This window comes from Ralstonia pickettii (assembly GCF_000607165.1).
Classification (GTDB): Bacteria; Pseudomonadota; Gammaproteobacteria; order Burkholderiales; family Burkholderiaceae; genus Ralstonia; species Ralstonia holmesii.
On record NZ_JFZG01000024.1, the window covers coordinates 245586 to 258778 of the forward strand.

The following is a 13193-nucleotide window of genomic DNA, read 5'->3' on the forward strand; positions in this document are numbered from 1 at the left end:
TGTTCAAGCGTCTTGTTGGTACAGACTTTTCTCTTGCCACTTTCTGCGTGACTCAACAAGATCAATTGCTTAGCAGCGATTCTGGTACAGATTCTTTTGTCTGCAGTTAGCCCCACATAGACGTCGTGGAGTTTGCTCTGCCGCCGCTGATCCCGATAGCCGGTCATTTTGGACCGGCTTTTTTGTGTGTTCTACGCACCTGCTCACCGAGCCTGGAGGCAGCCGGTAAGCCCACCAAACTTCGCTTTCGATGCCGCATATTCGGACGGTGCACGCCGGCCTCACCTTGGTGCAAGCAGACTTGAACGCGTTCCAACCTGGTTCAATGCGCTCTGCTGACCCATGCCACTCAAACTGCCCCGCATCTCGTCCCGCGCCCCTGCCTCAACATCTTCGTCGTCACAGGCGGTGACGGGCGAGACGGCTACGCCATCCACACCTGCCAGACAGGCGTCTCGCCAGCGTGGCGAACTTGCCGGTTTGAAGAAGGCCCCGCCTGCCCCGCCTGCGCTGCCGGGCACACCGCAGGCTGACGTCGGCGTAATGAAGCGGGTAGGGAAAGCATTGCGTGCGCAAGTCAAGAGCACATTCAGTTGCGTAACGAAGGACGGCGCGAGCCGACTCGACTGGAACACGCCGTTCAGCGCCCACTCGCGGGCTGGCAGACCGACCACGTTGCGTGATTTCGCGCACGTCAAGCAATCTGCGGAGCGGATGGCCGCCGCGCGCGAGGACGCGCCGCAGTCCGGTAGTCCTTCGGGTTCGGCACGTCGAACGGAGCAGGCGCTCAATCAAGCCATGTCAGGGCTGCGCACCCAGATTTCGGCGATCACCAATGCCAGCGCCAGTCTCCACGGTGGCCAGCCGAAACCGGCTCAGGCGCTGGAACATGTCGATGATGTCATTGCCTACTGGGAATCTGCGCAAGGGCAAGCGCTGGCTGCGAAGGTCAGCAGCGAACCGGCGGCATTCGTTGCGGGGGTGCAGGAGATGGCTGCGGCGCACTCGCCCGCCGTCGCCATGGCGGTATCGCTGGCGCTCGTATCGGCCAAGGAACGCCTCGACCCGGATAACGCCACAACGCTCAATGGCGACGTCTTTTCTTACCTGAAGCATGCGGACCTGGGCGCTGAAATCGGTAACGCGAAAACGCATTCCGAGACATCGCGCGACACTCATATCCTTGGCCTGCGTGGCGCGCTGGAGCAGACGCGCGAGGCCTTGATGGCAAACCGGTGCACCACGGCCGCAGGTTCGGGTGGTGAGTCTTCGGTGCCGTCACACGCGATCGACGTCAAGGCGCTGCAGGCTTTCATCCAGACGGTGCGCGATTTCCCCATCGCCATGCGCGGGGCGGCACGACATGCGCCGCAGGCCCTCGCCGATTGGCCGGGTGTGCGCGACAGCCACGCGCAGTTCGATGCGCGCAACGCCGAGGCGGCTGCCGCATGCCTGGCCACGCTCGAAGCGGTGGCCGATGAAATCGGCTCGCAACCGCCTGCGCACGGGCAAAAGGGTGCGGTTGAAGTCTCCGCCCACACCGTCGAGAAAATACGCGAGGCGCAGGAGGCGATGATCTCGGTTGTTTCGACGCCGGCCCACCTGCACGCACACGACCAGCAGCTCAAGCATGCCGAATCGGGGCGGGCCGTTGCGTGGGGCGCTTTACAGCATGCCGCAACCACCGGCAATTTCGAGGCCATGCTCGCCGCCACGGGCAACCGCAATCTTGGCGCCACTGATCAAGGCAACCTGCGAATCCATCTGCAGGCCGGCGCTGTGATTGCCGATGCGCTGAATGCCAAGCCGACCCCGGAGGCGCTGATTGCTGCGCGGCTCGCTCCGCATGAGGCCGTGTCGAGCGCCGCGAACTTCGCCCAGCGCGTCAGCGACGCAAGCGCCAAGCTCATCCACGGTGTAGGTCCGGCAACCTTGAGCGCCGCCGACAAGAGTGATCTGGTCGCATGGCGCAACGGCTTCACCGACGATGCACCGGGTTCCGAATTGAGCCAGTTCAAGGCTCGCCTGTTCAAGTCGCTTGCATGGGTCGACCGCATGGACGACGACCGGCACGCGACATTACCAAGCAACCACAAATCGCCGCTCTCCGCCGCGCGCAATGGCATGGCGCAGGGCGATCGCGCTGTCTTGGCGAACGAGCAGAAAGCGTTGATGGCCGAGCTCGCGAAACCGGCGGTCAACGAGGTGGTGCAGGCCGTCGCTGTCGAGATGGAACGCCTTTGCGGTAGCACCCCGCCCGCTGAGACTGGCGCCGGAGAAGGGGGGGGCCATCGCCCGAATGCGTTGAGTGACACCCATTGCCAGTGGATCGCCCTGCGGGTCGCGCTTGATGACTGGATGCCCGAACACCAGGCCGCACGCCAGGGGCATCAACTGGTGCTGGGTCGCGAATTCTCGCCCGCAGCGTTGCCGCAAGATGTCGAGCAGCGTATTCGCAAGTTCACTGAAGACGCCGCACACAAGGTGACGTCGGGCTCTCCGGAGGCCCTGGAACAGGCGATTGCAAACGTCCGGCAGCATCTTGGCAATGTCCGCCTTGGCTTTGAAGACCTGCATGCGCTGGCGAACTTCCTGAACGTCGAGCGGGCCGAGCCATTCCAGAAGGCAATGGAAGCCGCTCGAAAAATTGCCACGGCGCCGCCGCTTTCCCCGCCTGACAGATCACAGCACAGCGTGCGTGCCATGCTGGTGGACTACCTGAAGACGATTCCCGGTGGAAACACCGTCCGGTTCAGCCGCGGCACCACCGGAGGGTTCAGTACCAAGGGCATTACCAAGGCGCTTGTCAAAGCGAAGAAGCGGTTGCTTGGCGTTCCGGTTGCCGGCAATGCCCGTGTCGATCTGCGCTATGAGAAGGGGCGTGAAGCGGCGGTCTCCATGTCGTACCCCGTCCACGCCGCCGAGCTGTTTATCGGCACGGAAAAGCGCCACCGTGGGCGCATCGGCGCGGGGTGCTTCTTTGGCGCCAAGCTGTTTAAATGCTGCCGCACCGGCGCCAACGTTGATGTGAATCCGTACGAGCACGAGCGCACGGATGCCACCGGCATCATGGTCCGCATCCCGCGCCGGACGGCGGCTAAAGATGCGGAGGTCCGCGCGCTGTTCTCGCGCGTTACCGACTTCATGTTCTCGGCCGCGGATGCGCGGCGCCGCTCGCCAGAGGGCATGCCCGACGCCGACGCGCTTTTCCACGCCTTTGCCAGCGAGTTCTACGCCGAGAAGGATCTTTCGATCAGTTGGATCAACCAGAAGACGCGCGCGCATCGCAGCGAGATGTCGGTGGGGATCGGCGTATCCGTCAGCAAGCTGCTGAACCCCAGCCAACACCGCGCGAGCAGGCAGGAGACAGGCGCCCTCGGCACAAGCCTCGGCTACTCGTTCGAGAAGCAATGGCTGTCGACATTCAAGCAGCTCGACGCCACCGGCACATACCGGATTGCTAACCTGCGCGAGCAAAAACTGAGCCGGCACAAGATCAATCTTGGGCTCACTACGTCAGCAGTGACGGGCACGATCGGCAACACCTCGGCCGATCTGTTCGGTGGTGGCGCGGTGGTCAAAGAGCGCGGCACGAACGTGAAGCTGCGCCTGGCGATCGATCGGGACAATGTGCTGCCGACAAAGTCTGTAGCCGATTTCGAATTCGACAGCTTCCACGACTACGCCCGTTATGTCGAAGCCACCAAGCAGGAGTGGGTCAAGTTCTTTGCCTATCCGCACCGGAACGATCCGGATGGCGGCCAGGCAAAGGGGCTCAAGGCCGTCAACGACAATCTCGATACGGCACGTCTGCTGGACACCCCATACAACGCCTTCTTTGTGCGCCGGGCACTCACCGCGGACGCCGCGAAAACGCTCAACCATCTGCAGCAGCTTTCGCTGGTGACGCCGCAAAGCGAGACAAAGCTGCACGAGCAGCTCGCCGCGTCATACACCAAGACGATCAACGCCCCCAACTCCTGGATGCCGATTGGCTTGCGCGCTTATGAAAAATACAGTGAGGCTGACGGATTCAACGTCAACGCGGGGCTGCGCTTGACGCAGAACACCGGGCTCAAGGTCGAGCGGCAGATCGTGTTCGATACGATCGACGCCAAGCTGCTCAAGGAGTATGAAGCGCAGTTGAAGGAAGATCAGAGCACACCAGAGCCTCCGGCGGCGACTCATGTCCCAACCGGCGTGCCTCCATCGCCTCGCCCGATGCAGCGCCAGGGGTCATCGGGCACGCCGCTGTATCAGAGCGTGCAAGGTGCGCGATCCGAAATCGAGCCGGCGCACGAAGAGGCTGACCGCGAACCGGTTTCCGTCCCACCGCGCGAGCAGCGATCTCCGTCGCTTGCCGACATGCTGGCCATGTCTCCGCCGCGCTCGCGACCCGACGACACCCGCGCGCATCTGGAGCGACTGAAACAGCAAATGGATGCGAAGGCCGGCATTGCTTCTGCTCCCAAAAAGTCCGGCAGTCTGTCCAGCAAGCTGTTTGGGCAGCGCAAGGCCAAGCCGCGATCTGTCGGGCCGCGTGTGCAGCAGCCAGTCAGCACCGGCTCCGGCTCAAGCCACCAGCAGGCGGCGGTGCTGCCCGAAGCGACCGCAGCGACAACCTCCGCCGCCAAGCCACGTGCATCCGAGACATCGTCCACCTGACTGGAGAAAAACACATCGAATGCCTGTTCGATCAACGGTCATTCGATATCGCGATCGCGTTATTAAATCGCTTGGCGCAATGAATGATGAATACCTTATGGCAATGATGCGCGCATTGTTCAATTAATCTCATCAACGTTCGTTGGAGGGCGTTGATCCGATAAACTTGCCGATAGCCATGATTCACGTGCCTCCGTGAAGCGCGGTCAAGAAGCCCCGGGCGGTTACAAGCTGCCTGGGGCTTTCTTTTTGATGGGGCATGGCCCCGCCGCTCTGGCCTTCAGCGCCACGTCAATCATGCGAGAAACGCTCGCCTGCCTTCTCAAACATTGCCGCTGCAACTTCGGTGAATAGAGTTTTTGAAAGAAATACAAATCAATACTTCCAAATCGATTTGGTTCATTCAAAAAAACTTCAATTAACCTCACCCGTCATTCGGGCTCGAAAAGCGATGGTAGTCTCGCCTTGGCGGTTGGCATTCGCCATCAGGGTTTTTATCGGGAAGATGACCGGTTGTGCAATACGTTGTAGACCAGTCTATTCCCGTCTTTGGTAAAAATTTGGAAGGCGTAGATGTGCACCGCCGTGTTGAACATTAAATAGATTTGACGAGGTCGGGATAATGAAAACAGAACGTGGTGCAAGCAATGTGCGGGAAGTGCCCGCTGCAGCAGATTCGCGCGGCAACGTCGGCCGGTCTTCTCAGCGGTATGCGGCAGTTGCGCTGATTTCGCTTGCTCTATTCGGCTGCGGTGGCGAAGGTGACGGGACGTCCGGCAGCAGCGCGGGCACGCAAGCGGCCGCCAGTGCGCCCGTCGGTACGCAGACCAGCCAGGACGGCATCAAGCACACGCAGAGCACCGACAGCGCCCCCGCAACCGCCATCCTCAACAAGATGGGCCGGGTGCCGCGCCTGCAGGTTGGGCTGGGTGCAGGGCAATCGACCGATGACATGAAGGCCCAAAGCATTCGCCCGGACATCATCGACACCTACCTGGTTGGCGTCGGGCAGAACGCCTGGCCTAGCTGGAACACTGACGGTGCATACGTGACTTACACCGCGCAGCGCGTCCAAAGCTTTGGCGCAACGCCGATGTTCACGCTCTACCAGATGGCATCCAACGGCGATGGCAACTTGAGCGGCATCAACGACGCCAATTTCATGAACAACTACTGGTCGCAGGTGCGCTTGATGTATCAACGCATCAACGATCTGAACACGTCGGTGCTGGTGAATCTGGAGCCCGACTTCTGGGGCTATGTGTATGCGCAGGCGCCCAACCATGATCCGGCGCAGCTTGCCGCCTCCGTGAACAACCAGCAGGAATGCAGCTGGCTCCCCAATACGGCCGCCGGCATCGGCATGTGCCTCGTATCGATGGGGCGGTGGCACGCGCCCAAGGCCTTGCTCGGCTTCCCGCCCGCCTTCTGGAATGCCGGGCCGGACGTGATCGGCAAGGAAATGCAGGCAGTCGGCGCGAATACGGCTGACTTCATCGTCGCCCAGACCAGCGACCGCGATGCCGGCTGCCTCGAAGCCGCAGCGGTAGGCGAATGCACCGGCCGCACTGGCCCGTTCTACCTGGACGAAAACAACGTCCAGACGCCCAACTTCCACCAGCAGCAGAACGCCGTCTCTGCCTACCGCGATGCACTGGGCAATGGTCTGCCGATCCTGTGGTGGCAGACACCGCTGGGTGTTCCATCCGACACCCCGGGCGGCACCCCAGGGCATTACCGCGACAACCACGTCGACTACATGCTGCGCAACCCGTGGGAATACGGCGCCATGCACACATTCGCCATCGTCTTTAGCGGTGGCGGCACGTATTCCACGTCAATCAACACCGACGGCGGCCAGTTCGCACGCCTGTTCGGGCAGTACCTTTCGTACGGTGGTGTTGGCGTGCAGTAAGTGACGGGCCCGCCAGAGACAGCCTTTGTCTCAAGAGCGGTTCAGCGCCCGGCGTGGCCAAGCGACGCCGGGCGTGACGCGTTTCCAAGTCGCGGCGGGCGTGCGCAGCGGTACGCCGAGCTTCTCTATGGGTTGGGTGCGACGTTGCGGATCAGGTTGTTTGCTTGGTCGGCGACGTACAGGTTGCCGTTGGTGTCGACCGCGATCCCGGATGGTTGATTGAACATCGCGGTGCTACCGGCGCCGTCGGCGCTTCCCGCGTTGAGGGAACCGGCCAAGGTGGCAACCACGCCCGCCGGGGTCACCATGCGGATCAAGTTGTTGCCGTCGTCGGCGACATAAAGCACGCCGTTGGTACCGATCACGATTCCCACCGGTAGCGAGAACGTTGCCGCGGTACCCACTCCATCATCACTGCCGGTCGCGCCGGAGCCCGCCAGTGTCGTGACAACACCTGACGATGAGATCTGCCGGATATCGCTGTTGAACCACTCCGTCACATACAGCGTGCCAGACGGAGAGAGCGCGATTCCCGAAGGGCCGTTGAAGGTGGCGAGCGCAGCCGCGCCATTATCGCTGCCCGCTGTTGTTGTGCCGGCCAGCGTGGTCACCACGCCGGCTGGCGTGATCTTGCGGATCATGTTGTTGCTGTAATCCGCCACGTAGACGTTTTCGTTGGCATCCACTGCAATGCCGAGCGGGTTGTTGAATGAGGCGCTCGCGCCGATGCCGTCGGCGCTGCCCGCAGTTGCCGAACCGGCAAGCGTCGTCACGATGCCGCCTGGCGTGATCTTGCGAATATCGTTGCCGTAGAACTCCGCCACATAGATGTTGCCGCTGGCTGCCACCGCAATGCCGACCGGAGTCGCGAACTTGGCACTGCCCGCCATGCCATCGACGTGGCCCGGGCTTCCTGTGCCTGCCAGGGTCGTGACGACGCCGCCCGGTGCGATTTTGCGGATGACGTGGTTGCCGAAATCCGCCACATAAAGGTTGCCTGAGACGTCTCGCGCAATACCGCTCGGCTGTCGGAACGAGGCCGCCGATCCAGTGCCGTTGACATACCCCGCAGTGGTGGAACCGGCGATGGTGGACACCATTGACTGAGCGACCGCGCAGTTCACGCTCACGTTATTGACGTTACCGTTGGCCAGCCCGCTGCCGTTTGCCACGGAGCAGGACTGCCAAAGCGGTTGGGCGTTGACGGAGACAGCGTAGGCACTGCCCGCCGCTACAGAAACTGAAAAGCTGAAACCGCCGTCGGCGGCTTGGACGATCGCATCTGCACCGTTGTTAAGCAACGTGAGGCTGCCGTAATCGAGCAAGCCCGTGGTCGTTCCCGAAATGGTGTAAGTGGCCGGAGCCGTTGGGGCCACCGGGCCGACCGGTGCTCCGATCGGCGCACGCGGCTGCGTTGCACTGGTGGGCGGCGTGGTGGCCGTATCGCCGCCACCGCCGCATGCGGTCAGGATCAGGCAAATCGGGATGGCTTTCAGAAGCGGAGGGCACGCGGAGGACATGGCTTGGTGCTGGGCAAACGTCGATCAGGTTGGATTGGGCCATCGACTCCAGCGATCGGGGGCGTGGCATGTGCCTTTTGCGCCGCCGTATAGACCAGCTCTGATATGACGCCAGACCGGGCGAGGTTTGACGCTTCGCTGGAAATGTAAGGGCTCGCCTTAAATCGGCACGTCCTCGTGGAGGTGTAGCGGTGCCTCGAAAAGAAAACGTTTGCGTGCGGGTTTTCACTGCTTAGGCGTCGAATGAGAAAACGCGCCATACATACGATCCTGCACTTGCCGGCCCGCGCAGGCTCGGACATGCGGCAAGTGGCGCAGCCGTAACGGGCTCTCGGTGCGCTCGTCTTGCTGCTGAACTTCCTCGCCGTCATCGCTCTACCGTGGTGACACAGTCTGGCTATTGCGCGGGGCGCGAGGGCCGCGCTCGGTCAGTGGGTCGCCGTTATCGTGGAGTTGGGTGTAGATCGCGGCCAGCGCAGATTGAACCTTGCGCATGCGCATTCGGTAGAACATCGACGCGGCGATCAGCAAAGCCAGCAAGACTCCAAAGACTGGGCCGATGATGTGGGCACGCTTCCAGGGTGCCGGGTCATCGGGGGTAATCGGACTGCGGCTTGCAAGACCACTGTCTGGTGCATCGCCCTCTTCCCCGGACGGCGCCGTCGCCGTTGCTGCGGCAGGCTGTGCCGAGGCATTCTTCAAGGCTGCGAGCCGCCGCATATCGGCCAGATTCTGCTCAACTTGCGCAAGGCGCGATTCGAGTTCATGGATCGCCTGCCTGGCCGCAACCAACTCTTCGTTGAGCTGCCCCACGTTTGCCCGCTCGCGCATGCCCGTGGCGGAAAGGTGCAATGTGTCCTTGTCCGATGCATTGGCTGGCACCGAAGGCGGCCGACTGCCGGCGACGGCGTTGGAATTTGCCTCGGGCACAGGCGGTGTGCGCTCGGTAGCCGCAGCCTGCGTCAGCATGCGGATCTGGCGTTCGGCCTCACCTCTTGCCACCGCGGTTATTTCCTCTGCCGGCGGCATGCGTAGCGTTGCGCCGACGCGCAGGCCGTTGATGTTTCCAGCAATGAAGGCGTGCGGATTGCTCCGGTAAAGCGCCAGCGCGGCCTGCCCGGCAGAAACGTCCGCCCGATCCTGCACGGCGCTGAGCGCGATCCGTGAGAGGCTGTCGCCCGCTTTGACGGTATAGGCCGCTTCAGCACGTCCGTCGTCTTCACCTAGAGACGAGACGGTTGCCGCAGCCGATGGACGCATGCCGCCCGGCTGAGTGCTGGCCGTCGCGTGTACGGCGGGAGTGGATGCGCCTGCCGCTGCTTGCGTCTGCGCGCGTTGTGCTGGTGCTTCACTGGGCGCCGACACTCCCGAAGCAGGCGCCGGTTTGCGTTGCGTCTGCAGGAACGTGGTGGGGGCGCTTGCCGTGCCTGGGGGGCTGAGCAGCAACGTATATGCCGCCAGCGTGTCTCCACCTGGTCCAGCAAGGCGCACGACGATATCCGCGATGGAATCCACCTGCGGGACGGTCGAGTACACGCGAACGACATAGCCGCCGTCTTGCCGCTGTACCAATGTCGTGCGCAGAGAAGTCGCGCTCGCGCCGTAAGGCACGCCGGCGGCAAGGTAGGTTTCGCGGTTGCCGGGTTGCAGCACCAGCGCTTGTGCGTCGTGCGGCCGCAACCCCGTCAAGTCGATTTCCGCATCAAGCGGCTGGCCAATGTTCGAATGCAGATGTAGCACGCCCAGTTCGACGGCGTGCCCAGCCGGCATGCACGCCCACAGGGCGGCAGCCGCTCCTGCAACCAGTGACCGGCGGATAGGCCGATGTGCAATTCCTCCACGAAATCGCTTTTTCATTTTGCTTGCTCCCCTTGTATTGCTGACACCCGATTTATTGGTTTGGGGGTGGCCGGGAAGGATAGAGCGTTTCGTCAGCGGACCGCCATTGACGACGGGGCAGTTGAGAAAAATTCAGAGTTCGAAGACGCGACGCGGTATGGGGGGCGGCCCCGCAAACAACGATGGCGGGCGAGCTTACCGGCTGAACCGATCCCGCAAGCTTGCACTCTGGTTCAGGCTGGCCAGCATGGCATCGAGCCAGTGTTCATCTGCACCTGCCGTCGGCACGGTCGATGCATGCATCCTGTGTTCGGCGGGCTGATCTGCTGCGTGTTTAAGAACGACGGGGTGCATGGGTTTGGCGCCATCCTGCATCGGTTGCGGCGCCGACTCCTGTGCACGCGTTTGCCCGGCAACCGGCAACGGCGCGCGTGCTGCCAGCTTGCGGGTGAGAATGCCTTCCACCGCACGGGCATAGATGCCGTTTTCCCCTGGGGACTCCGAGTGATAGGCGCCGATGGCATGCCAGCTGTTGCCGTGCAGTTGCACCTTACGGGCCAGATGCCATGCGGCCACATAGGCGCTGACGCACGGGTCATAGAGCATCTGGCGGCCGATACCGTAGCGTGACAGTTCCGGCAGGTGGATGGTGTTGATCTGGAACATGCCCAGGTCTTCACTGCCGTTGCGGTTTCGGTTGTGTGCTTGCGGATTCAGGTGCGATTCCTGATAGCCGATGGCACGCAGGACTTGTGCGTTGACGCCGTGGTAAGCGGCGGCATCGTCGATGCAATCGGCCAGGACCGCCGCGGGCAGGCAGCCCAGCAGGGCAATGACGAAAAACACTCCCCGCCGTAGCGCGACGGCGAGCCGGTTACGCCCGCACATGGTCTTGCCTGCCGGCGCAGGCGCGCGTCATTGGGTGGCGTTGTTGCAGGCGCTGCTGCTGCCAGGTGTGATGCGTTTCGCGACGCGTGGGCGGTACTGCATGGGTGGTTGCGCGACGCTCCCGCGCAGCCATGATGCGAGACGATGGGGCATGCATTGCGGATCTCCGGTAACGAGCATGCGCGCATCATAGAAATGCCCGCCGAGCGATGCGCACGCACAGTGCGAATTTGCCGGGCTTGCAGCGAAACCGTATCAACAGCGTGCATGGGCACGACGGTTCGCCGCGGGCGCAACGGGTTCGTCCTGCCACAGGTCGTGTTGCGCGGTGGTCCATACGATCAGCAAACAGGCGGAGAGGGCGCGTTGCCCGCCGCTTATTGCCACTTCATCTTCTCTTGGGCCCATCATGCAATCACATTACGGTAGTGCCTCCGTGCTGCCCGATAACGTCGCGCAGAGCCGTGCCGACTGGGGTGCGGCGGATGCAGGTGTCTCGGTGACCAACAAGCTGTCGCGTGCGTTGCGGCGCGTGCTGCAGCGTGTGCGGACCGGGCACACCCAGCCGTCGCCAGCCGCCAACCGATTTCACGTGCCGATGCCGAATCACGATCGACAGGCAGCGCCGACGTCTTCACGCACGCAGCATCAACAACGTGCAGGCGCGGCGCGCGATGCTCTGCGCATCCAGCAAGCCATGCCCCAGGGCCACGGCCTACGGGCCATCGTTCCGCCCACCGATGCCAGCCGCTGGCTGGCCGTATGCGAGGCGGTGGCGGGTTGGCAGCAGGAGATGGCGCGTCGCCTGCACCGCTACAGCGGCCCGTTGTTGACCGACACCACACGACCCACCGAGCAGGGTCTGGCACTGGCTGCTACGCGCATGTTGCTGGCCATGCAGCAGAAAAGTCGGCACCTCGTGCTCGACGGTATTCCGGTGATGCGCCTGCCTGCCGCCCTGTGCCTGGCCGAAGAGCTGGAGCGGCTGACCGTCCATGATTGCGATCTTTTCGAGTGGCCGGCGTCCGGTGGTTTGCCGGTCAACCTGAGCGCGCTGCATTTCGCGCGCAACCCGCGGTTGACAGCGTTGCCGGGGCGGATCGGCAAGCTGTTGCAGCTGCAGGAGATTGTCGTGCTGGATTCGCCGCTGCGCGCGCTGCCCTCGTCGTTGTCTCAACTGCCGAAGCTGGAGCGCCTGGTTGTGCAGGGCACGGATCTGCGCATCGTGCCGGTTGAGCTTGGCACGCTGGCCGCATTGCAAACGCTGACGCTGGCATCCAACAAGCTGCTCGCCCAACTGCCGATCAGCCTGGGCCAGCTTTCGCAGTTGCGCGAGCTTCACTTGCGTGGCAATCCTCTGCTCTCTGTGCTGCCCGATACCTTGGGCAACCTGGCCGAACTGGAACGGTTGGACTTGCGCGAGAACAGCGCCATGACGACACTGCCCGAGTCACTCGGCCGACTGCGCAAGCTGCGGCATCTTGACGTCTCTGGCATGTCGAACCTCGTGGCTGTGCCGGAGGGCATTGGCCATTGCGCGCAACTCCGTACGCTGCGCCTGCGCGATTGCGGATCGCTGCGCATCTTGCCCGAGTCTGTTGGCGATCTGAAGCAGCTGACGCACCTGGATTTGCGCGGCTGCTACGCCTTGGCTGGCTTGCCCGATACGCTGCGCGATCTGCCGCCCGCCTGCCGTGTCGATGTGCCGGCGCACCTGTCTGCACGGCTGGCCGAATTGCGGCCCGCAGCCGGCGCCATCGCGACGGCCGGTTCTGGCATTGCACCGGATTGGATCGCGCTGCGCCAGGGCTGGCGCGCACGCCTGCAGCCCTATGACGCCGAATATGGCAGCGACGCCTTGTGCATCTGGATGGAGCGCTATATCAACGCCATCGCGCCCGACGCCGTGCGTTCATACCGCGACAGCCGCCGTCTGGGCCAACTGGTGGATGGCCTGTGCGAGCTGGCAGCGCTGCGCAGCGCGGTTTTCCAACGAGCCCAAGAGCGCTATGCGCTGGGTTGCCTGGACGAAGAGGCGCTGCCGCTTGACGCGCTGATGGCACTGTTGGTGAGCGAGCGCCTGCGCGAGCCCGGGTTGCTGGAAGACGCGGCAGCCAGGATGGTCCGCGCCGAGGCTTTTGCGGCGTTGCTCGAATATGGCGCCGCTGGCGGGTCGATTGACGAGGCTGTCCAGAAGCTCGCGGCTTGGACGCCGCTGCAGAGTTACGTTGCACGCTACGTCAGGGCCGGCGAGGGCGTGGCACAGCGGCACGTTGCCGTCGCGCGCGACTGGCTGCACGCCGGCTGATACGGCCGTTCAATCGTGTATTCCCATGGGCCGGCTTGATGCCGGCCTTTGTCTTTCT

The 13193-nt window shown here is 63.1% G+C and carries 6 protein-coding genes; 3 read left to right on the forward strand and 3 right to left on the reverse strand.

The features are described 5' to 3' along the window. Positions 1-342 precede the first annotated feature (342 nt). A complete protein-coding gene (locus BG83_RS0118725) occupies positions 343-4665 on the forward strand; it encodes a hypothetical protein (protein WP_152543725.1) in 4323 nt (1440 codons plus the stop codon). A gap of 622 nt (positions 4666-5287) precedes the next feature. Beyond that, the gene (locus BG83_RS0118730; RefSeq protein ID WP_024978128.1) at positions 5288-6580 is read left to right on the forward strand and encodes a hypothetical protein; all 1293 of its coding nucleotides are present in this window, start codon (positions 5288-5290) and stop codon (positions 6578-6580) included. Positions 6581-6705: 125 nt separating this feature from the next. Here the strand turns inward: BG83_RS0118730 and BG83_RS27895 are convergent, their stop codons facing one another. The 3 genes from BG83_RS27895 to BG83_RS0118745 all read right to left on the reverse strand — a co-directional run bounded on the left by BG83_RS27895 (position 6706) and on the right by BG83_RS0118745 (position 10827). Further along, positions 6706-7905, reverse strand: a complete 1200-nt coding sequence (locus BG83_RS27895) for an NHL repeat-containing protein (RefSeq protein ID WP_160169395.1) — start codon at positions 7903-7905, stop codon at positions 6706-6708. 570 nt (positions 7906-8475) lie between these two features. Continuing rightward, the gene (locus tag BG83_RS27900) at positions 8476-9870 is read right to left on the reverse strand and encodes a FimV family protein (RefSeq protein ID WP_024978130.1); all 1395 of its coding nucleotides are present in this window, start codon (positions 9868-9870) and stop codon (positions 8476-8478) included. Between the two features lie 264 nt (positions 9871-10134). Beyond that, positions 10135-10827, reverse strand: a complete 693-nt coding sequence (locus BG83_RS0118745; RefSeq protein WP_024978131.1) for a lytic transglycosylase domain-containing protein — start codon at positions 10825-10827, stop codon at positions 10135-10137. Positions 10828-11236: 409 nt separating this feature from the next. Between BG83_RS0118745 and BG83_RS0118750 the strand changes: the two genes are divergently transcribed. Then, on the forward strand, positions 11237-13135 hold the full coding sequence (locus BG83_RS0118750) for a leucine-rich repeat domain-containing protein (protein ID WP_024978132.1): 1899 nt from the start codon (positions 11237-11239) through the stop codon (positions 13133-13135). Positions 13136-13193 lie beyond the last annotated feature (58 nt).